The following is a 20,685-nucleotide window of genomic DNA, read 5'->3' as shown; positions in this document are numbered from 1 at the left end:
ATGGACGAAGGTCTACGTTTCGCAATCCGCGAAGGTGGCCGTACAGTTGGTGCTGGTGTTGTATCTTCAATCATCGAATAAGTTCGATTGAGTTGAAAGATTAAAAAGGTCGCTTCGGCGGCCTTTTTTATTGCCTGTTGTTTAACGAGCCCTATCCATACCGAACACAATCGCAAATTGGGCCACTTAGCCAAAAGGTTGGAAAATAATGAAGGTTAACGCACGAGGCGCTAACCTTAGGGAAGGGAGCGGGGGTTATTGTTCCCCATTCGCTGCTGCCGCTTCAGCCGCTGCTTTCTTTTTTGCCTTTTGATACATATCTTGCTTGTAACGGTCTATGCCTTGAGCATGGCGGTGGCGGTAGTAACCCGCATTAACATAATCTTTGCAGACATCATTTGGCGGTAATCCAGCTTTACCTAATTTAAAGCCTTCTTCACCATGGCATACTTGGCTGTAAGTCAAATCATAACTGAAGTCATACACCGCTTTAGCGGCTTCTTCATCGTATTCCTCACAGTTGGCATAATCTATCGATAAGTTTTGATAACGTTCAATTCCCGCTTTGGCATCTGCCGCCGCAACCGTTTGAATGGCACTTTCATTACATTGGTTTTCGGCATAGGCTGAGATGGACAAGCTACTACATAAAACAACAGCGAAAAGACGCACAATAAGCTCCCTGCTTAAATAAACTTCAGGTTAATCTAGCAGGATAGAGGATCACTGAAAAGTGCCCGGATCTAAAAATGTGGATTAGTACGCCAGTGATAATTTGATGCGACTTGGGCGAGCGTTTGATGTGCTAAAAAAGCGAAGGGGTAATCACGGGCCTTGGGGAAGTCCTCGGGGATACCCTCAGTTAACCCTTGTGCGCGGTTAATAAGGGAGGCACAAGGGAGCGATGGAGGGTTAAGATGACAACTCGCAGCTATTCCGTTTCGTACTCGTCAATATCAATGCCTTTTTCCAGCATGATTTTCTTTACTTGCTCTGGCAGGCCATCATTTTGATCTTTTCGCAAGTCGTTATCTTCAGGCAAGGGTTGACCGGTGTAAGCATGTAAAAATGCCTCACAAAGTAGCTCACTATTGGTTGCATGGCGTAAGTTATTGACTTGGCGACGGGTGCGTTCGTCGGTCAGGATCTTGAGGACTTTCAGAGGTATTGAAACAGTGATCTTTTTAACTTGTTCGCTTTTTTTGCCATGTTCAGCGTAGGGGCTGATGTATTCACCGTTCCATTTAGACGTCATGTTGTTATTACCCTTATCAAATATCGGGGTTATTCTAACCCCATGTGCCAAGCGAGGCAATCCATCGGTAAAGATGCTTAGATGGCTAGATCCGAGTTTCTGGTTTATCGCTGAAATATCGCCTATTTATCATTGATTAATTGTTGTCCTTAGCAGCACTCAGGTAGACTAATGCATGAATAAATCAAGATAAAGCCGTTTAGACGTCCAGAAGTGTTGACGTCTTACTCTTGCTGGCTTAAAGTTGCCAGTGATATTTATAATGGAGTACTTACATCATGGCGCAGTATAAACAGGCCACCCAAGCCGTTCGCACCGGCATTGAATCCGACACCCAACATGGCTCGGTTGTACCGCCGATTTACTTAAGTACCAACTACACCTTCGAAGGCTATAACCAAATCCGTGGTTTTGATTACAGTCGCTCGGGCAACCCCACGCGCGCCATACTGGGTGATGCCATTGCCAAGTTAGAAAACGGCAGCACCGGCATTATTACTTGTTCGGGGATGGCGGCCGTTAACCTTATTACCGCCTTATTAAGCCCTGGTGATCTGCTCGTTGCACCGCACGATTGTTACGGTGGCAGCTATCGTTTATTTGATTGTTGTGCCAAGAAAAACGCCTTTGATGTCAGCTTTATCGATCAAGGCGATGAGGCTCAGATGGCTGCCGCCATCGCGAGACAGCCAAAAATTGTTTGGTTAGAAACGCCAAGCAACCCGTTATTACGCGTGGTGGATATTGAGAAAATCTGCCAACAAGCCAAAGCCGTCGGCGCGTTAGTCGTGGTGGATAACACCTTCCTCTCGCCGGCATTGCAGCAGCCCCTAGAGTTAGGGGCTGATATTGTTATCCACTCAACCACCAAATACATTAATGGTCATTCCGATGTGGTGGCTGGCGCGGTAGTGACCAAAGATCCAGAGTTGGGTGAGAATTTAGCTTGGTGGGCAAACTGTTTGGGCTTAACCGGCTCGGCGTTTGATTCTTATCTGACTCTGCGCGGCATTCGCACCCTAGGGGCGCGGATCCGTAATCACCAAGAAAACACCAACGCCATCCTAGCCTATTTGCAAACCCAGCCTTTAGTGAGCAAGATTTATCATCCCAGCTTACCTGACCATCCCGGTCATGACATAGCAAAACGCCAACAAAAGGATTTTGGCTCTATGTTTAGCTTTGATCTTGATGCAGACGAGGATGGCTTGCGGATCTTTTTTGATAACCTTGCCTTATTCTCACTGGCTGAGTCTTTGGGTGGGGTCGAAAGCCTTGTCGCACATCCCGCTACCATGACTCACCGAGCCATGAGTGACGAAGCCCAAGCTGAGGCAGGTATATTTAATACGCTTATTCGTTTATCCGTTGGCCTAGAAGATGCTGACGACTTAATCGCCGATTTAGACAAGGCCTTTAAGGCCATGGCGCAGGAGAAGTAAAGGTGAAACAAACAAGACATGTGCACAAATTTGGCGGCAGCAGCTTAGCCGATCCCAACTGTTTTCGTCGCGTCGCGAATATTATCGACAAGTACTCCACCAGCACGGATCTTATCGTGGTCTCTGCTGCAGGCAAGACCACCAACCGCTTGATTGAAATCACCGAGTACGCTAAAGACGGCGACAATGCGGCAGCGGTTTCTCTTGCATCTTTATCGGATTTTCAGCGTAACCTTGTCACCGAATTACTCGAAGGTGAATGGCAAAGTGAAGCGCTAGCGGCGTTAGATAAGGATTTAACCCGCCTTGCCTTGATCCTTGAAAATAAACTCGACCGCTTCCAAAGCAATGAAATCCTGAGCTTTGGTGAAGTTTGGTCTGCCCGCTTATTAGCCACCTACCTACAGCAAATTGGCATGCAAGCCAGCTGGTTAGATTCGCGCACCTATTTAAGCGCTGAATTTGGTGTGCAACCCGTGGTTGATGTTGCGCTATCGCGTGAAAAATTAACCCAGCAATTACTTGGCCGTGAGCAGCACCGCGTGGTGATCACCGGCTTCTTTGCGGCGGACAGTGAAGGCCATACCGTCACCTTAGGCCGTAACGGTAGCGACTATTCAGCGACCGTGACCGGCGCCATTGCCAATGCCGTTTCTACCACCATTTGGAGTGACGTCGCAGGCGTGTTTAGCGCTGACCCTCGCAAGGTTAAAAATGCCAAGTTAATGGAGCGTTTATCATTAGATGAGGCCGCCGAACTCTCGCGTCTAGGCTCACCAGTGCTCCATGCGCGCACCCTACTACCTGTGATTGAAAGCTCGCAGCGTCTAAGCCTGCGCTCAAGTTACGCACCAGACGAAGGCTCAACCCAAATTGTGCGTCGCCAACATAAACTCGGTGCGGCAAAAATTGTGACCGGCCTCGAGCAAGCCTGTATCATCGAAGTAGAGCTCGAGTCAGAATATGATCTTGGTGAGCTAAAAGCCGAATTACATCAAGCCCTCAGAGCCAAGTTTGTGGCGCCACTGGTGGAGCATATCGACAAAAAGAAAAACCTACTGCGTTTGGTTTACACCCCAGAAGTGGCTGATTCCGCATTTGAAGTGGCTAAAGCCTTTGCTAACAGCCGACAATACCTAAAAAGCGTTGAGCTGCATTCAGGCTACAGCATGGTTGGCTTAGTGGGTAATGGCGTGAGTGATAATGCCGAGCAGTGTTACCGCTTCTATCGTGCTCTTTCAACTCAGCCATTAGAATTTATTCAAGCCTGTGAGCGCAAGTTATCTTTAGTTGCTGTTACCAAAGAAATCTTGCTTGAGCCACTACTAAAAACCTTACACGAAGCGCTATTTAAGCGTCCTAAGCGCATCGGTTTAGTGCTATTTGGCACCGGCAATATTGGTGGCCAATGGCTAAAACTGATCAATGTTGAAAGGCAAAAAGTAGAACAGCGCTTTAACCAAAAGTTGACCCTATGCGCCGTGTTTAACCACCTCGGCGGTGAGATTGATTTCGACGGCTTAGATCTCGCTAAAGTCAGCGAAGGTTTTGAGCCTAAGCCCTTTGTTTGGGAAGAAGTGCTGTCTAAGTTTAAGCATCACCCATACGATGAGATCGTGGTGTTAGACATCACCGCCAGTGAAAGCGTGAGCCGTTACTACCCTGAGTTAGCTGCGCGTCATTGCCATTTGATCACGGCGAATAAATACGCCGGGTCGGCGGACCTCGCTTTTTACAATGAAGTGAAGCAAAGCTTCGCCGATCACGGCTGCCATTGGTTATACAACGCGACCGTAGGCGCAGGCTTGCCGGTACAACCTACCTTGGCCATGCTACAAGGCTCGGGCGACACCATACAGGGCATCAGCGGTATCTTCTCGGGCACCTTGTCTTGGTTATTCCAGCAGTTTGATGGTTCAGTGCCATTTTCTGAGCTACTGGATCAAGCATGGCAACAAGGCTTAACCGAGCCCGACCCACGCGAAGATTTATCGGGTAATGATGTAATGCGCAAGTTATTGATCTTAGCGCGTGAATCCGGCTTAGCGATTGAAGAGAAAGACATCGAACTGCAATCACTGGTGCCAGAAGAATTGCAACAAGGCAGCGCCGATGACTTTATGCAAAAGACGCAGTTGTTAGATGAGTTGCTCGCGGAAAAACTCGCCAAAGCGAGCAAACAAGGCAAGGTACTGCGCTACGTTGCGCGCTTTGACAACAAAGGCAAAGCCACCGTTGGCCTAGAAGCACTACCAGACAACCACGCCTTTGCAAACTTGCTGCCATGTGACAACATCTTTGCCATTGAAACCAACTGGTATCGCACCAACCCACTGATTATTCAAGGCCCAGGTGCCGGTCGTGAAGTGACCGCAGGCGCCATCCAAGCCGACCTGATCAGCCTGTGTGAAAAGCTAGCGTAAGCGAGCTATACAGTTGATATATAAAGCCACCTTCGGGTGGTTTTTTTGTTATTTATCAATCATGTAATGACGTTTTGCTGGTTTGGTAACCCCCCATTCTTGTTATCAGCACTCGACTACTTTTGCCATGTAAATGACTAATTTACTATTTTGACTCGTGTATTTAATAAGATACTTCCCCCCTTCGATAAGATCACTTCGTCCGTTGTATTTTGAATTCAAAGTCCCAACTGTGCTTGCTAACTCAAAGTCAACTGTGGCAATGTTAAATGTTTCTACCCCTCCAATGCTTTTCGTTCGATTGAAGTCTGTTAACTCACCACAAATTGACATATAGGTCCCCTCATCCAACATTGCCATATACGACAATTTGGTCTTGCCTGCGTAGTATGTAAAGAGCACTAAATAAACGGCTATAAGACTAGCTCCACAAGCAATGAATAGAGTAATGCAGTCAAATTTTTTTATTATTAATTTGAACAAGAAACCCGATATCAGTAACGTTAAAAATATCTGGATTACGGTTTGAACAAAAAAACCATAACCGTCTACACGAGTGTCAAATATGACTTCCATCTAATAAATCCTATTTAGTTCTTCTGCATTCTTAATGGGAAGCGTGACTCTCAGATGCCTTCTTTAGAGGTATGAGAAAAAGCTTGAAAGTGCTGAAAGCATATCGGGAAAAGAGATTATCTAGAACCCCAGAAATATTCCATTAACTCACAATTAACCTTGTTGTTAATAGGCTGCTCGTTTATAGGGGACGGCCATGAAGTGACCTCGAATGAATATTTAGGTGTATGATTACGATTTCCACGCTTTATCCCGGTTGTTATTAGTAAATCACCTCACCCCCAAACATTTCTGATACGCGCTGGGTGTCATACCCACTAGATGTTTAAAATAACGGCCCATATGACTTTGGTTGGCAAAGCCGCAGGCGAGGGCGATATCGGCGAGTTTCATTGGGCCGGTGAGCAAATGCTTGACCTGCTCGATGCGCAGTTGCATTAAGTATTCTTGCGGCGTGCGTGCAAAGTGCGCCTTAAACATGCGGGTAAAATGGTATTCACTGAGCTGGGCCAGCTCGGCCAATTCGTGCAGGTAGATTTGTCTGTGGTAGTTGGCCTGCATAAAGTCTTGCACTTGTTTGGCGACCTTGGGCGCTAAGCCGCCTTTGACGATGGCGATGGACTTGGTTAGGCCTGAGCTTTGTAACAAGTTAACTAAAATGGTGTCGCTAAGCTGGGCCATGGCAAGGTGGCTCTCGGGCATCGACCAATCAATTTGTTGGATTTGCTGGCGGTAGATGGCCTCAAGGGCGCCATGGCTGAAAAAGGTCAGGTCGGGCAACGCCAGTTGTCTTGGGTCGATATCAAACACTTTTAACGCCAGCTGCTTTAGGTGATCATCACTAAAGTACAAATGCATAAACTGCTGCGGCTCGCCTAATTGCCAGCGGCTCTCACTGCCTTGGGGCATTAGGCAAAACTTACCCGGCCCACCGCGTTCGGCTCTTATATCCAGGCGTTCGGTTTGTTCGCCGCCGGCTATATACAAACTTAAGGTATGAAACTCATCGTTTTGATAATACAAGCGATCAAACGCATTGCCATATTGCGCCCATGCCAATTTGGGTGTGATCCCTTGCTGGCGCAAGCACACCTTAGATGATTGGAAGAAGTTCATGTATTTGGCATTTTTATCCATAGCAAAATCATAATGGCATCGAGCGATTGGCTCAATTGCAGGCGTCAATTAAAACCGCAAGATCGTGTTAAAAAGTGATTTTTTGCTCGCTAACTCTGACAACATGAGTGAACTGGGTATTGATTGATGTCGGAAGGACGAAGATGTCGGCGTTTATTTATGTGTTAATGATAGGGTTATGGGGCTTTTCCTGGATTGCCATTAAATGGCAAGGGGGCAGTGTGGCGACCGAGGTGTCGATTTTTTATCGCTTTGCACTGGCGGCGCTGCTGATGTTTATTTTTGGCAAAGTGTTTAACCAATTGCAGCAAACCAAGCTGAGTCAGCACAAGTTTTTTGCCCTGCAGGGGTTGTGCTTGTTTTGTTGTAACTTCTTGGCCTTTTACAGTGCGACCCATTATATCGCCAGTGGCTTAACCGCGGTGGTGATGGCAACGGCGCCGATTTTTAATGCCCTGCATGGCCGGTTATTTTTTAAAACTCCAACCACGGCGAACTTTTGGTTAGGGGTGATAGTGGGGCTATCGGGCATCGGGCTACTGTTTGGTGCGGATCTCATGGCGACGGATTGGTCGATGGATGTGTTACTCGGGCTAGTATATGCGTTAATGGGCACTTGGTGTTTTTCTATCGGTAATATGATCAGCATTCGCAATACCCGCGATAACATTAAACCTTATACAGCAACCAGTTATGGCATGGTTTATGGCTGCTTGGCCTTGCTGTTAATTATCTATTTACGCGGCTTGCCGTTTACCATCGATTTGAGTACCCAATACCTAGGCAGCTTGGTGTATCTGGCGATACCTGCCACGGTAATGGGGTTTACCTTGTATTTGATATTGGTTGATCGTATCGGTGCAAACAGTGCGTCTTATGTCTTGCTGATCACGCCCATCGTCGCGCTGGTGGTGTCGAGTGTGTTTGAGTCTTATCACTGGACTGTGTATTCCAGTATAGGGTTGAGCTTGGTGATTGCTGGCAACCTGATGGCAAGGCGCATCAAGCCATTGTGGCGAATGAAACCAAGAGCGCTAGCTAAAGCGGTTTAGTCTTAGCTAGCGAAGGTGGGCATTATTTGATAAACGTGCCGTAAATATCCGGACGGCGGTGTTTAAGGTTGGTCACAGAGCCTTCGGTGTTCAGTAGTTTGAGTTTCGTTAAATCGACATCGGCAAAGATGATCATTTCCGTATTGGCGCTGGCTTCGGTTAAGGTGGCGTCATGGGGAAAATAGATATCCGATGGCGAAAATACCGCCGATTGTGCATATTGGATATCGACGTTATCGACTCGGGGTAAGTTACCCACACTGCCACCAATGGCCACATAGCATTCGTTTTCGATGGCACGGGCTTGTGAACAAATTCGCACGCGCTGGTAGCCGTTTTTGGTGTCGGTCCAAAACGGAACAAAGATAATTTGAACGCCTTGTTCGGCCAGCATACGGCCTAATTCAGGGAATTCACTGTCGTAACAAATTAAAATCCCCACCTTGCCTGCATCTGTATCAAAAACCTTAACCGATTTGCCGCCATCGATAACCCAGTCTTTTTCTTCATGGGGGGTGATATGGATTTTTTGTTGCTCGTTAATTTGACCATCACGGTGTAGTAGATAGGACACGTTATAAAGTTTGTCGCCCTCTATCACAGGCACGCTGCCGGCGATGATGTTGATATTGTAAGTGACCGCCATTTGCGAAAAACGATTCTTAATGGCTTCACTAAAGCTGGCTAAAAAGCGGATGGCCTCCACTGAGTTTTGATCTTGTTGCAGTCCCATTAAGGGGGCATTGAAGAATTCGGGAAACAAGGCGAAGTCGGCTTTGTAATTGGACAGTGAGGTCACGAAATACTCGGCCTGATCCATTAAGTCATCCAGATCATTCATGGTGCGCATTTGCCATTGGATCACGCCGATACGAACCAAGGTTTTTTCAATGTCATGAACCGAATTGATGTCTTCCTCATAGAAGAAGTTATCCCACTCTAGCAAGGTGGCATAGCCTTTGGAGGCATCGTCTTCAGGTAGGTAATTGCGCATTAAGCGTTTGACGTCAAAGTCATTGGCCAGTTGAAATGAAAGAATCGGGTCGTGTAACTGGCGACGTTTAACCTGATCTATGTACTCAGGTACACTGAGTTCAGCGGCGTGTTTGTGATAATTTGGGATCCGCCCACCTGCGAGAATCGCTTTAAAATTATGATTACGGCACAACTCTTTACGCGCATCGTACAATCGGCGACCCAGCCGCAAACCACGATAATCAGGGTGAACAAAAACATCTAGGCCATACATGGCATCGCCACTGGGGTTATTTTGAATCACGTCATTTTGATTAACGATATCGTAATAGGTATGGGGCAGTGAATAGCGGTTATAGCTGACTTTGATGGTCAGGGCGGCGGCGACGATTTTGTTGCCGTCGACAATGCAGATTTGGCCATCAGGAAACTGGGTGATCAGGTCCATAATGGTGGTTCTTGGCCAAGCACCGCCAACGTCTGGGAACACAAGGTCCATTAATTCGGCAAGTTGAACATAATCATTGGCTTCGATGGTGCGCAATGAAAGCTTAGTGCTGTTGTGGTCCATTTAGGTATTTCCTGTTGTTGATGCATCAAACTCAGTCAGTATAACAAACCCCATGATAGGGATTGGGATGAGCGTGTCACGGTGTGGCGGTGCTTTATTATGAGCTCGCTTCACCATGAATATTAATATAATTCAAGTTTAGTCAAAGTTGTTGACATAAATTCATAATTCATTAAATTAAGCCATTCAGACGGCTAAACGGCTAATGTCTAAGCCTGTTGGTTAGGTCACCTTGACTAGGTCTCCTTGACTAAGGCAAGGCCTAGTGCGCGACCCAGTACAATTTAGCAGATAACAAAGGAAAGGATCATGGGCAGTCAAACGGCACGTAATATAGAAATTTTGAACCAGAATATCGCGGATTTAAAAGGCGATCTAAATGTGTCTTTTGAGTTTTTTCCACCTACGTCTGAAGCCATGGAAGATACCTTATGGCAGTCTATTGATCGCTTAAAAACGTTAAAGCCTAAGTTTGTGTCGGTGACTTATGGGGCGAACTCGGGGACGCGAGATCGCACACACAGTGTGATCAAAGACATTAAAGAGCGAACTGGGCTGGTGGCCGCACCGCACCTCACTTGTATTGATGCCAGTAAAGATGAGTTGAAGCAAATCGCCCTTGATTACTGGAATAGTGGCATTAAGAACATTGTTGCGCTGCGTGGTGATATTCCCGAGGGAAGCGACAAGCCGCATATGTACGCCACTGATTTAGTGCGCTTACTGAAAGAGCAGGCTGATTTTGATATTTCTGTTGCGGCCTACCCTGAGGTGCACCCTGAGGCGAAAAATGCGCAAGCGGATTTATTGGCATTTAAAGATAAAATGGATGCCGGGGCCGATCGTGCTATTACTCAGTTCTTCTTTGATGTAGAAAGTTATTTACGTTTTCGCGATCGCTGTGCGGCGATTGGAATTAATCAAGAAATTGTGCCGGGGATTTTGCCTGTCTCGAATTACAAAACCTTGGTGAAGTTCTCTAAGCTGTGTAACGTTAAAGTGCCAGGCTGGATGCACAAACTTTACGAAGGCACGGACAATGATCCAACCACACGTAATTTGATTGGTGCGAGTATTGCGATGGACATGGTTAAGGTGTTGGCTCAAGAGGGCGTGAAAGATTTCCATTTCTATACCCTAAATCGCAGTGAGTTAAGCTACGCTATTTGTCATGCGTTAGGCTTGCGTCCTACCACGGCCAATTAATCAGGTAACTGTTTTTCATTGTTCACTGTAAGCGGGTTAGGGCGATATTTTGGTCCAGCTCGCTACTTGGGGGTTGTAAAACCCCGACTCTCGGTAAGCTTTGTCAAACTCGCCTTGTTCATGCAGTTGCTTAACTCCCTTTTGTAGCATGAGATAGAAGCTATCGGCACGAGGGATATGGCGACTCACCACAAAATGCCGACTCCCTCTTAACCCCAGTTTGATGCCTGCGATGGGCACAAATACGTCATCTTGGTTGGTAAAGCTAAGATCGGGTGTCACCTGAAAGGGCGCCAATAAAAAATCCGCACGTTGTACTCTCACCATATCGAGCATGGATGACCACTTTGCGACGTTGTAGAGCTTGACCAGCTTGAGTGCCGATAGGGTTTGCCAGTCGCTGTGCCAGTGCTTATTTGAAACGGCAGACAAGGTACGAATTTGGGCCAATGAGCGTACCGACTGTAAGTCATCACGGGTACTTAAGGTATACAGGCCGGCTTCGAATTGGCCATCACGTATGACGGCATCACTAACATAGAAGTCACCGATGTTGTTCTCCAGATTACTTAACCAAGCACTGTTGGCTAAGACGTCAAGATCACCGGTTTGCAGCTGTTTTAGCAGGCGCGCATAGTTTGGGCCGATCTTGAATTCAATTTTTTCATCCAGTCCACCTAACTTGAGTGCTTTTTGAATGAGGATCACCTCAGCCACGCCGCGATGACTATATTGGCCTGAATAATCATCAATGGTGAGCGGGTCTCGGTCAGCTAAAAAAAGTCGATATTTTTCCAACACGCTAGGCTCTATGCCTAAGGTGAGGGCAAAGCTTGGTGTGGCGATTAATGAAGTGAGCCCTGATATTAAAACTAGCAGCAGGGCTGTGTGTCGTTTAAGCATGGGCCTTAATTGATTCGAACAATGACTTGTGTTTTAGCATAGCCCAAGATGAACCAGAAAAGGATTGAATAGCTCAAGGTTTTGCTGAACAAACAGCACCCAAATAGGGGCTGTTTGTTCGTTAGGGTGACTTAAAGGGTTACTTAAGTAAGCAATAAATTCGCGTTAGTAGGTCTTGCGGGGCGGTATCTTGCGGCGCATTTAGGTATTCCTCAAAGGCGGGGTGATCCGCTAAGCTTTGTTCGCTCTGTGGTAACCATTGGCCGAATAACCAGGCGTAGGGTTGCTCTAATTCGGCGTATGGCCCTTTGAACATCAAGGTGGCTGCGCGGCCGGCAGGAATCGATAGCTTGATGATTTGCTCATCGTCAATCACTTGATTGGGATCATCGACACTGATACAAGCAATCGATTCCAACTCTTCGATGGGCACCGTTTTCGGGTCGTGATAATAAATACCAAAGCTGCGACTGCGCTCGGTGAATAAGTTATGACTGCCGGCATACATGCAAAGCTTGTCAAAGGCTTGACCTATTTTCATATAGTCGCCTTGATGCTTAACGCCGATGAGGTGGATGGTCGGTATTTCCGTTATTTCTACTGGGTACATAAGCTGATTCTCCTGATCATAAAGAGGCTGGAATTTCATCCAATTCTGAGGTGATAGTTGCGCTAACGTGTTTGGTGAAGAGCGATGTAATTGCCGATATTCACTGGGCGGTTGTCGAAACAACTTGGTAAATGCACGGCTGTAGGCTTCAATGCTGGAATAGCTAAACTTCTTGGCTATGCTTGCAATGGAGTTGTCGGTGCGGATCAAATCCGAAGCAGACATAGATAAGCGCAATCGCCTTATTGAAGTGTTGATCGTTTCACCCGTCATTAATCGGTAGATACGATGAAAGTGGTACGGTGACATACAAGCGACATCAGCTAAGGTGTTTACATCCAGTGGGGCGTCTAGGTTTTGATAGATGTAGTCCACCACTCTAACTAGCCGTTGTTGGTAGCCAAGTTGGGTACATTCCTTCATCATTATTTCCTGCTAATTATTTGACGATTTCAGCTTAAACCAGGTTGATTTGATAATGTTTGCTTAGTTTAGGGCCTGCAGGCTAACATCAACATACTTTTGCCAAACAAAAAGGTGTGAAATGGCGCAGGTGTTACAAGAAATCGAACGTAAGTTTTTGCTGGCAGGTGAATTTAAGCAAGATGCGCGCAGTTCAGAGCGTATTACCCAAGGCTATTTAAATTCGGCTCCCGAGCGATGTGTTAGGGTGAGAATTAAAGGCGAGCAAGGCTTTTTAACCATTAAAGGTATCAGTGATGCTGCGGGTTTAAGTCGTTTTGAGTGGGAGCGTAAAATCCCTCTTAGTGAAGCGCAAGCCTTGTTGGCCTTATGTGAGCCCGGTGTTATCGATAAAACCCGTTATTTAGTTGAAGTTGGCCAGCATACCTATGAAGTAGATGAGTTTTATGGTGAAAACGCTGGGCTGGTGGTTGCCGAGATCGAGCTAAGCCATGTTGATGAGCAATTTGTAAAACCGAGCTGGTTAGGTGAAGAGGTCACGGGCGACAAACGCTACTATAATTCTCAGCTAATGCAACATCCCTACAGCAAGTGGGCTGTTTAGGCCATCCATAGACAGCCTTATCATCGATAAATGCCGGACGCGTGATTGACTTTAACTAAATCTCACTGGGCTTAATCTGCGCTTTGTTTTTACGCATAAAGGCATACCAAGCGCACCAAAAAAAGCAGCTTAACCCCACGGCGGTCAAGATGGCGGGTTTGGGATCTTGTAAGCTACTCATGGATCCAGCATAAGCTGCTATGGCTGCATAGGGGATCGCGCTTAAGCTCCATATTGAAATAAAGCGTAACCAAGGCATTTTATTCAAGCCCGCCATACACGCGCTGACTTCGGGTAAAATGGGCATCGCCCTTGAAAGTAAGATGATTACGGCGCCGTAATGACTGAAGCTGCTCAGCATTTCATCTCGTTTGGTCTGATCGCGAATGATCAGAGCAACAAAAGGCTGTCCCAACCAACGGCTGAGTCCATAACCGGCTATGCCTGCTAACATTAACCCTGTTGCTCCCGCGAGCATGCCTTGATAAAAGCCTAAAAAATACCCGCCTAAGATGATGATGGTGAGTGTCGGCATTGCGATCAATAAATCCAACAATAACAAGCTGATGACAAGCCCGATCAGGTAGTGTGGTGCGAGTTCGCTGGCTTGATTTAACCAAGTTGATATCTGTTCAATAGTTAAAATGCCAAGTCCTTTCATCACAACGAAGGTGGCAGCAAAGCCTAATCCTAAGATCAGCATGATTTTGATTAATGATTTCATGTTTGCTCCTTATTAGGCGTTTTGCATCAAGCGGTAAGCGAAACTGGGGCTGAATCGTTTGAGCCAGCTCAGCAGTTTTACCTTGCCAATAAAGTGATCTAATTGATTGGTTTGGATCCCCATGATGATCCGCTCGGCCGCTTCTTGTGCGGTTAACTTATGTTGGCCTCGGCCTTGCGTCATCGCAGTATCAACGAGGGGAAGCAAGGCCTGCTGCACGCTGAGATGGCTTTGGGCGAGCTGGTAACGTAACGATAGGGTAAGACTGAACATGGCACTTTTACACGCGCAATAAATCGCGGATTGGCTTTTTGGGGCTAAGGCGAGCCCTGAGTTTATATTGACTATCTTGCCTTGTTTACTGGCCAAGATTTGCGGCAACAGCAAATACGTCAGCTGACAGACAGAGGTAAAGTTAACCGTGATTTCGCGACTGATCGTTTGATAGTTAAAATCGGTATCAATAAACGCGGGTGTGTTTTGAATGGCGGCATTGTTGATCAGTATATCTATCGGCTGGGCACGGGTTATTAGCTCTTTGGTTTTGGTTTCGAGCGCGTCAGGATCACCAAGATCAACTTGAATGGTTTGAATGTTGGAAAAGGTTTGCGCTAGCTCCGCGAGCTTCTGAGGGCAGCGTGCCAGAGCAATAATTTGATTTTGCGGCGCAAGCTGCTTGACTAACTGATAGCCGATACCCGATGTTGCACCTGTAATAACAATAGTTTGGTTAGTTAATGACATAGTCAGCTCCTTTGGTTCAAGCTGACTATAGCGATGGTGAAAACGGCTGAAATTAACCTAAGTTAAAACGTGAAAAATATGGTTGCGGCTAATTCTGTCGGAGCCGATTTGAAGCCATAAGCAAAGGATTGAGGCAGGGCTTAATTGGATGGATATAAAACAATACATTAAAAATCATGGTCGAATTGTTCAGCTTGATGCTGGAGCGCATTTATTTCGTCAAGGTGAGTTAGAAGATGCCTTGTATTGGGTTAATCAGGGGCTGTTCAAGGCTTATTACTTGCAACCCGATGGTAAGGAGTTGGTTAAATCCTTTATCGCTGAACAAAATATGATCACCAATTTGTCGGCGGTTGTTGGGCGCCAAGCTTGCACCTTTAGCTTGGTGGCATTGGAGCCTGCTGAGTTAGCCAAGGTGAGGTTTGATACCCTGTTTGAACACACCTTAAACGATTTAGAGCTGAGCCGTTTTATGCTCGATGCTTTGATTCAGTTAGCACAAAAAAAAGAGCGACGTGAGTATGAGTTCTTATGTTTAGATGCGACCACACGCTACCTGCAGTTAAAGGCCGAGCGGCCTGATTTATTGCGTCGAGTGACACAAAATGACATTGCACGCTACTTGGGGATCACACCAGTTGCATTGAGTCGTATCAAACATGCGAGTAGGTGATGGCATTACAAAAAACGCTAAAAAGCAAAAAAATATAAAATAATTATTTTGACATATTATGTCCTTGTGTTAGCTTAAAGCGACTTTATCGTTTTTTACAGCAATGAGAACAAGGATATGATGAAAAGAACATTACTGGTAAGTGCGGTTTCCACTATTTTATTAGCAGGCTGTGGCGGTGGAGGTGGCAGTAGTAATCAGCTCTCTACCGCAATTGAGACGCCCGTCGATGCGCCCGATTGCGCGACTGGTTTTGTCTGTGACACATTAGTCGTACCGACAAACTACCTTAATGACGATGGTTCGACCGTTGAGGTGTTTTACGCCATTCATAAAGCCACCGATGAAGCCAATCGGATTGGCACCTTGTTTGTTAACTTTGGTGGCCCGGGTGGTGAAGCCCATACCACCTTAGCTTGGTTAGTTGACTCAGGCCAGTTTGATCCCAAAATCGTAGAACAGTTTGATTTAGTTGCACTGGACCCGCGTGGAACAGGACAAAGTGCTTATGCCAAAGAGCTCACTCAATGCGCGACTAAGTTAGCCACCGACATTAATGCGTGTAACGCGTTTAATACGACCAAGGCGGCCAATATCAGTACCAATACTTTGGTAAAAGACATCGATGCCTTGCGTACTCACTTGGGTGAAGAGCAAATCAGCTTTCTAGGTTATTCTTATGGCACGCGAGTAGGTAGTGTGTATGCTAATACCTACCCTGAGCGCGTGAGAGCCTTGGTGCTGGATGCGCCCATGTCGCCAGATTTAAGTAATGCGGCAGAGTTCTTTAAAGATGATGCCGCAGGGTATGAGCTGGCAGCCCGTTTTCGTTTGGAGAGTGATGCGCGCTATCAAACCCTTAAAGACGCGTCGTACTATTTATACCAAGATGGTGTATTACAACTTAATGATGGCGAATTAACCCTAGACACGGCTTTGGGGGCGCTTTATGCATTACGTGAGTCATCTTCGTATGGCTACTGGCAGCATCAAAAGGCGGGGGCGTTTGAATTATTAGATAATGGCAATACACAATTGCTCAATAGTCTGGTGGCCAGTACCCCGTGGTGGCAACCGCAAAACCCAGCCGATGATGCGCGCGCGAGTGCGATGTTTAAAGCGGTGCTGTGTGCTGATGAACTCAGCCCTCTGACCAATGCAGAAGTTTGGGCGATGGAAACAGACTTTTCAACTAATGCGCCAGTCTATGGTCCTGTTACCTTCCACTATAATGCGTTTATGTGTGCCGATTGGCCGGGTGTACAAGATCCGGTAGCGCCATTAACCGACATGGATGTAAAATTGCAAACGCCGATTTTGATCATTGGTGGTGAGTATGACACCCGTACCTCTTATGTTTGGGCCGAGGCGATGGCGCAAAGCTTTGCTAGCTTAACGCGCTTTATCCGTGTAGAGAATGTGGTTGAGCATGGCTTTAGTTATCGCGGCAGTGACTGTATTGATGATGCAACCACGGCGTACTTGTTAGACCCAGCCGCCGCGCAGGATTTCCTGACCTGTGACGGTGGTTTAATGAAGCGCAGCCGTACAGGTGGCTTTAAGCCACACCCTGTTCAGCAAAACCCTCGCCGATAAGGTGTTAGGGCCCTTAGTGGCTGCGGTTAAAGCAAGTCACTAAGGGGCCATGAAGCGATGATTACGGGGTAATCAGTTTCAGGGTTAAGCGGTTTTGTAAATTAAGCTGACGAAAATGTTCGCCCCAATATTCTGTGATGATCTGCTCCATTAGGCCTGAAGCCTTGGCTTTTTGTAGGGCAGATTCCAATATGGGTTTGAGGTGGGCGGTTTGTTTATTAAGGTAAAAGACAAAATCGCGCTGATAAACGAGCAACAAGTGCGGCTCAATGGCCAGATAGGGGTATTGCCTTTGTTCGGCGATGATCTCATTGATACCTCGAGAAAAATAATTGATACCACCTGTGGTGGATAGCATGCCATACAGGGCGCGCCATTCACCATCTCTTACTACATAGGCCAGATCATTGGCCTGCCAAACTTCAATGTCGAACCAATTGGCGCCGAATCCACCTACCACACCAAGGGCCTTAAAGTCTGCTAGGCTTTTTACCTGACTGTATCTACGTCTATCTTGCTTAGGCACCAATAGCACACGTTTGCCAATGAGCCCGTTAGTTAAGCCCACGTTGACCTTGGTGTATTGTTGGTCTCGTTCGGGGGTTTCTATCATCCAAAATAGTGACAACATTTCACTTTGTAGCAAGCGAACGGAGCGTTTCTGAGGAATATGGCTATAGGGGGTGATGATGCTGACCTCGATGCCTTGGGCTGCTAACGAGCGCACTAAAATTTCATGGTAATATTCGTGACTGCCATCCTTACTCGCAGGCAGCACTAACTCTAATGCTTCTCCAGCATGTGATAATGAGCAAATAAACCAAAGTAATGGCAGACAAGCAAGCTTCATGTTTTGCTCCTCCCTCTGCTACAACATTAGGCTATTTTTATGCGGCAATAAGGTAGAGCGATGAGAGATGAGAAAAATTTGTTGTTAGAGGAGCGAACAAGCGAGCCTGTCGGCCCGCTTTATCTGTTAAGCAAGAATCACTTAGCCCGTGTTGCGAAGGCCTGCTGCAATCCCGGCTATGGTGACCATCAAAGCTTGGTCTATATTTGGGCAAATTTCTTCGCCATTGGCGCGCGAACGGCTTAAAAGCTCAGCTTGTAATAGGTTGAGTGGATCTATGTACGGGTTACGTAAGTTAATCGACTCTTTGATCCAAGGCTGATCTTCCATCAGTTTATGCTTAGGAATGGTTTGTAGTACATAGTCACGCGTTTGCTTGAGCTTGTCACGCAGTGATTGGCCTAGGCCATAAAGTTCTTCTGGCACTAGCTTAGATTCATAGAATTTTGCTAATTGCTCGTCAGCCTTCATAAACACCATTTCGAACATTTCTAAACGGGTATGGAAGAATGGCCAGCTTTGATACATCTCGGTTAACAGCTCTTGCTTGCCTTGCTCTAATGCTCGTCCCATGGCGTCCCCTGCACCTAACCAAGCTGGTAACATAAAGCGGTTTTGCGACCATGCGAAGATCCAAGGAATCGCACGTAAGCTTTCTACGCCGCCGTTGGGTTTACGTTTAGCCGGTCGGCTGCCCAGTGGTAATTTACCTAGCTCAAGCTCAGGGGTTACGCTACGGAAGTAAGGCACAAAATCTGGCTCGTCTTGCACCATACCACGGTATTCGGTACACGAATCTTCAGAAAGTTGATCCATCATGTCACGCCATTCTTGCTTCGGCGCGGGTGGCGGTAATAGATTTGCCTCTAGTATGGCGGCGGTGTACAGGTTAAGAGACTGTTGAGCGACATTGGACAATCCGAATTTAAAGCGGATCATTTCGCCTTGTTCGGTCACACGCAGGCCACCTTTTAATGAGCCCGGTGGTTGTGATAGCAGTGCAGCATGAGCTGGCGCACCACCGCGACCAATAGTACCACCACGGCCGTGGAATAGTGTTAAACGAACCTTGTTTTCTTCACATAACGCAACCAGGGCTTCTTGAGCACGATATTGCGCCCAGTTTGCCGCCAGTACCCCGGCATCTTTGGCCGAATCTGAGTAGCCAATCATAACGTGTTGTTGGCCATTGATGTAACCGCGATACCAATCAACGGCAAATAGGCGCTTAATGACCTCTTCTGCGTTGTTTAAGTCGTCTAAGGTTTCAAATAACGGGGCAACGGGAATGCGGAAAGTACAGCCACATTCTTTTAACAGTAATTGTACCGCTAATACATCGGATGCTTGGCGTGCCATAGAGATGATGTAAATCCCCAGCGCTTGCGGATCGGTGTTTGCCACCACGCGGCAGGTATCAAGCACTTCTTGGTTGTCAGGTTGGGGTTGCCAATCTTGCGGGATCAGCGGGCGTTTGCTGTTAAGCTCTTGTAATAAGAAGTTTTGTTTCTCTTCTTCATTCCAGCTGGCGTAGTCTCCTATGCCTAAATAACGGGTCAGCTCGGCAATGACATCACCGTGGCGCTCGCCATCTTGGCGGATATCGAGTTTAACCAGGTTAATACCAAAACACGCGACTCGACGTAATACATCCAATAACAAGCCATCAGCAATAATCCCCATGCCGCAGTCGTGCAGTGATTCGTAGCATAACGTGAGTGGCAGGGTGAGCTGTTCGGTGCGGTTGATCAGATCGCGAGATTCCGTGTATTCACCTTGTAGCGTTGCGGTGAGGTAATTCAAGGTTTCTTTGAGATCTGCGCGCAAATCTTTAAGTACTTTACGGTAGGGTTCGTGGGCATCTTCACCCGCAGCTTCACGTAGCGCTTCATTACAGTCCATCATCGACAGCTCACTGGCGAGCTGTTCGATGTCTTGCAAGAATAGGTTTACAGCGACCCAGCGGCTTGATAGCAGCACTTCTTCGGTTACCTTACTGGTAACAAACGGGTTGCCATCGCGGTCGCCGCCCATCCAAGAGGTAAACGTAACGGGAGCCGCATCAATCGGCAGGGCAAAACCAAAGCTTTTTTGCACGCGCTCATCGAGGTTGCGAATATATTCTGGTACGGCTTGCCATAGGCTATTTTCTACAACCGCAAAGCCCCATTTGGCTTCATCAACAGGCGTAGGGCGCTGTTTACGAATTTCGTCGGTGTGCCACGCTTGGTTGATCAGCTCTTCTAAACGGTAGAGTAGCTTTTCTTTTTCGCGCTCAGAGATATCGCTTAGTTCTAGGGCCGCAAGGCAGTTGTTGATGGCTACATGCTTATGGATCAAGGTGCGACGGGTGATTTCCGTTGGGTGTGCCGTCAGTACCAAGTCCATTTTCATTTCTTCAATGGCGGCTTTGATTAACTCAGGGGTGGCATCTGAGCCTTTTAGTTTACTAAATAGCTCATCAATGGGGTCGGGGGCACATACTTGTGCTTCGCAATGGCGCGAAGTGGTATGAAACTGCTCAGCAATGTTCGCTAGGTTTAAAAAGTGGGTAAACGCGCGGGCAACAGGCAGTAGCTCGTCATCGGAAAGACCTGCTAACATGGCAACAAGTAACTCTCCGTCTGCTTGATTACCTGAGCGAGCCGACTTAGAGAGCTGGCGGATAGTTTCGATTTTTTCGAGAAATTCTTCGCCGAGATGGTTGGAGATGGTTTGTCCTAACAGCTGCCCTAGCAAGCCTACATTACTGCGTAGTGCTGCATACTTGTCGTTCATTGCTTGTTGTCCTTACATTTGTTGTGATTTTACAACTTTTTATTAAGCCAAAAACGGTTTGATTTTGGCTTTAACAAAACCCCATTCTTTAAAATAACGCTAAGCTTTACGTTAGCTTGCCTCTAATCTATCCGCAAAATGGG

The 20,685-nt window shown here is 46.9% G+C and carries 19 protein-coding genes; 8 read left to right on the top strand and 11 right to left on the bottom strand.

Translation table 11 applies throughout. From position 1 onward, the window contains the following. Positions 1–81: EF-Tu C-terminal domain-related protein (locus tag K6Y21_RS19730; protein WP_233073625.1), on the top strand; the 81-nt coding region annotated here is incomplete at its 5' end. A 174-nt stretch (positions 82–255) separates the two neighbouring features. Here the strand turns inward: K6Y21_RS19730 and K6Y21_RS19725 are convergent. Further along, positions 256–672 (bottom strand): hypothetical protein, encoded by a 417-nt coding sequence (locus tag K6Y21_RS19725; protein WP_233073623.1) that lies wholly within the window; start codon positions 670–672, stop codon positions 256–258. Positions 673–931: 259 nt separating this feature from the next. Next, entirely contained in the window at positions 932–1,255 is a 324-nt protein-coding gene (gene metJ / locus K6Y21_RS19720) for a met regulon transcriptional regulator MetJ (protein ID WP_233073622.1), read from the bottom strand. A 278-nt stretch (positions 1,256–1,533) separates the two neighbouring features. Between metJ and metB the strand changes: the two genes are divergently transcribed. Both metB and K6Y21_RS19710 read left to right on the top strand, forming a co-directional pair. Next, complete coding sequence (gene metB / locus K6Y21_RS19715; protein WP_233073621.1) at positions 1,534–2,697, top strand: cystathionine gamma-synthase; 1,164 nt, start codon at positions 1,534–1,536, stop codon at positions 2,695–2,697. A gap of 2 nt (positions 2,698–2,699) precedes the next feature. Then, positions 2,700–5,120: a bifunctional aspartate kinase/homoserine dehydrogenase II gene (locus K6Y21_RS19710; RefSeq protein ID WP_233073620.1), complete on the top strand. Its 2,421-nt coding sequence runs from the start codon at positions 2,700–2,702 to the stop codon at positions 5,118–5,120. A 105-nt stretch (positions 5,121–5,225) separates the two neighbouring features. On the opposite strand, the gene K6Y21_RS19705 is transcribed toward K6Y21_RS19710, so the two are convergent. Both K6Y21_RS19705 and K6Y21_RS19700 read right to left on the bottom strand, forming a co-directional pair. Continuing rightward, the gene (locus K6Y21_RS19705; protein ID WP_233073619.1) at positions 5,226–5,696 is read right to left on the bottom strand and encodes a hypothetical protein; all 471 of its coding nucleotides are present in this window, start codon (positions 5,694–5,696) and stop codon (positions 5,226–5,228) included. Positions 5,697–5,966: 270 nt separating this feature from the next. Further along, positions 5,967–6,833 carry a helix-turn-helix domain-containing protein gene (locus K6Y21_RS19700; protein ID WP_233073618.1) on the bottom strand — a complete coding sequence of 289 codons (867 nt, stop codon included), beginning with the start codon at positions 6,831–6,833 and terminating at the stop codon, positions 5,967–5,969. Positions 6,834–6,976: 143 nt separating this feature from the next. On the opposite strand from K6Y21_RS19700, the gene K6Y21_RS19695 reads away from it, so the two are divergent. Then, the gene (locus K6Y21_RS19695; RefSeq protein ID WP_233073617.1) at positions 6,977–7,885 is read left to right on the top strand and encodes a DMT family transporter; all 909 of its coding nucleotides are present in this window, start codon (positions 6,977–6,979) and stop codon (positions 7,883–7,885) included. A 22-nt stretch (positions 7,886–7,907) separates the two neighbouring features. Here K6Y21_RS19695 and K6Y21_RS19690 read toward each other — a convergent pair whose 3' ends face one another. Then, the gene (locus tag K6Y21_RS19690) at positions 7,908–9,431 is read right to left on the bottom strand and encodes a bifunctional GNAT family N-acetyltransferase/carbon-nitrogen hydrolase family protein (protein WP_233073616.1); all 1,524 of its coding nucleotides are present in this window, start codon (positions 9,429–9,431) and stop codon (positions 7,908–7,910) included. A gap of 309 nt (positions 9,432–9,740) precedes the next feature. Between K6Y21_RS19690 and metF the strand changes: the two genes are divergently transcribed. Then, complete coding sequence (metF, locus tag K6Y21_RS19685) at positions 9,741–10,637, top strand: methylenetetrahydrofolate reductase (protein ID WP_233073615.1); 897 nt, start codon at positions 9,741–9,743, stop codon at positions 10,635–10,637. Positions 10,638–10,673: 36 nt separating this feature from the next. On the opposite strand, the gene K6Y21_RS19680 is transcribed toward metF, so the two are convergent. Further along, positions 10,674–11,540 carry a hypothetical protein gene (locus K6Y21_RS19680; protein ID WP_233073614.1) on the bottom strand — a complete coding sequence of 289 codons (867 nt, stop codon included), beginning with the start codon at positions 11,538–11,540 and terminating at the stop codon, positions 10,674–10,676. Between the two features lie 139 nt (positions 11,541–11,679). Next, entirely contained in the window at positions 11,680–12,576 is an 897-nt protein-coding gene (locus K6Y21_RS19675; RefSeq protein WP_233073613.1) for an AraC family transcriptional regulator, read from the bottom strand. 118 nt (positions 12,577–12,694) lie between these two features. Between K6Y21_RS19675 and K6Y21_RS19670 the strand changes: the two genes are divergently transcribed. Beyond that, entirely contained in the window at positions 12,695–13,177 is a 483-nt protein-coding gene (locus K6Y21_RS19670; RefSeq protein WP_233073612.1) for a CYTH domain-containing protein, read from the top strand. A 55-nt stretch (positions 13,178–13,232) separates the two neighbouring features. Here K6Y21_RS19670 and K6Y21_RS19665 read toward each other — a convergent pair whose 3' ends face one another. Then, on the bottom strand, positions 13,233–13,901 hold the full coding sequence (locus tag K6Y21_RS19665; RefSeq protein ID WP_233073611.1) for a TVP38/TMEM64 family protein: 669 nt from the start codon (positions 13,899–13,901) through the stop codon (positions 13,233–13,235). A gap of 12 nt (positions 13,902–13,913) precedes the next feature. After that, positions 13,914–14,645, bottom strand: a complete 732-nt coding sequence (locus K6Y21_RS19660) for an SDR family oxidoreductase (protein ID WP_233073610.1) — start codon at positions 14,643–14,645, stop codon at positions 13,914–13,916. A gap of 148 nt (positions 14,646–14,793) precedes the next feature. Between K6Y21_RS19660 and K6Y21_RS19655 the strand changes: the two genes are divergently transcribed. Beyond that, complete coding sequence (locus tag K6Y21_RS19655; RefSeq protein WP_233073609.1) at positions 14,794–15,318, top strand: Crp/Fnr family transcriptional regulator; 525 nt, start codon at positions 14,794–14,796, stop codon at positions 15,316–15,318. Between the two features lie 117 nt (positions 15,319–15,435). After that, positions 15,436–16,914, top strand: a complete 1,479-nt coding sequence (locus K6Y21_RS19650) for an alpha/beta fold hydrolase (protein ID WP_233073608.1) — start codon at positions 15,436–15,438, stop codon at positions 16,912–16,914. A gap of 61 nt (positions 16,915–16,975) precedes the next feature. Here the strand turns inward: K6Y21_RS19650 and K6Y21_RS19645 are convergent, their stop codons facing one another. Both K6Y21_RS19645 and ppc read right to left on the bottom strand, forming a co-directional pair. Continuing rightward, entirely contained in the window at positions 16,976–17,764 is a 789-nt protein-coding gene (locus K6Y21_RS19645; RefSeq protein ID WP_233073607.1) for a type 2 periplasmic-binding domain-containing protein, read from the bottom strand. A gap of 141 nt (positions 17,765–17,905) precedes the next feature. After that, positions 17,906–20,542: a phosphoenolpyruvate carboxylase gene (gene ppc, locus K6Y21_RS19640; RefSeq protein WP_233073606.1), complete on the bottom strand. Its 2,637-nt coding sequence runs from the start codon at positions 20,540–20,542 to the stop codon at positions 17,906–17,908. Between the last annotated feature and the right edge of the window lie 143 nt (positions 20,543–20,685).

This window comes from Motilimonas eburnea (genome assembly GCF_021295345.1).
Lineage (GTDB): Bacteria > Pseudomonadota > Gammaproteobacteria > Enterobacterales > CBDFNC01 > Motilimonas > Motilimonas eburnea.
Note: the sequence above shows the minus strand (reverse complement) of the source record. Positions and strands in the feature narration are given on the sequence as shown.

Coding starts and splice junctions, on each gene's coding strand:
- metJ (WP_233073622.1), bottom strand. CDS start 1,255: ATGACGTCTAAATGGAACGGTGAATACATCAGCCCCTACGCTGAACAT.
- metB (WP_233073621.1), top strand. CDS start 1,534: ATGGCGCAGTATAAACAGGCCACCCAAGCCGTTCGCACCGGCATTGAA.
- K6Y21_RS19705 (WP_233073619.1), bottom strand. CDS start 5,696: ATGGAAGTCATATTTGACACTCGTGTAGACGGTTATGGTTTTTTTGTT.
- K6Y21_RS19700 (WP_233073618.1), bottom strand. CDS start 6,833: ATGGATAAAAATGCCAAATACATGAACTTCTTCCAATCATCTAAGGTG.
- K6Y21_RS19695 (WP_233073617.1), top strand. CDS start 6,977: ATGTCGGCGTTTATTTATGTGTTAATGATAGGGTTATGGGGCTTTTCC.
- K6Y21_RS19690 (WP_233073616.1), bottom strand. CDS start 9,431: ATGGACCACAACAGCACTAAGCTTTCATTGCGCACCATCGAAGCCAAT.
- metF (WP_233073615.1), top strand. CDS start 9,741: ATGGGCAGTCAAACGGCACGTAATATAGAAATTTTGAACCAGAATATC.
- K6Y21_RS19680 (WP_233073614.1), bottom strand. CDS start 11,540: ATGCTTAAACGACACACAGCCCTGCTGCTAGTTTTAATATCAGGGCTC.
- K6Y21_RS19675 (WP_233073613.1), bottom strand. CDS start 12,576: ATGATGAAGGAATGTACCCAACTTGGCTACCAACAACGGCTAGTTAGA.
- K6Y21_RS19670 (WP_233073612.1), top strand. CDS start 12,695: ATGGCGCAGGTGTTACAAGAAATCGAACGTAAGTTTTTGCTGGCAGGT.
- K6Y21_RS19665 (WP_233073611.1), bottom strand. CDS start 13,901: ATGAAATCATTAATCAAAATCATGCTGATCTTAGGATTAGGCTTTGCT.
- K6Y21_RS19660 (WP_233073610.1), bottom strand. CDS start 14,645: ATGTCATTAACTAACCAAACTATTGTTATTACAGGTGCAACATCGGGT.
- K6Y21_RS19655 (WP_233073609.1), top strand. CDS start 14,794: ATGGATATAAAACAATACATTAAAAATCATGGTCGAATTGTTCAGCTT.
- K6Y21_RS19650 (WP_233073608.1), top strand. CDS start 15,436: ATGATGAAAAGAACATTACTGGTAAGTGCGGTTTCCACTATTTTATTA.
- K6Y21_RS19645 (WP_233073607.1), bottom strand. CDS start 17,764: ATGAAGCTTGCTTGTCTGCCATTACTTTGGTTTATTTGCTCATTATCA.
- ppc (WP_233073606.1), bottom strand. CDS start 20,542: ATGAACGACAAGTATGCAGCACTACGCAGTAATGTAGGCTTGCTAGGG.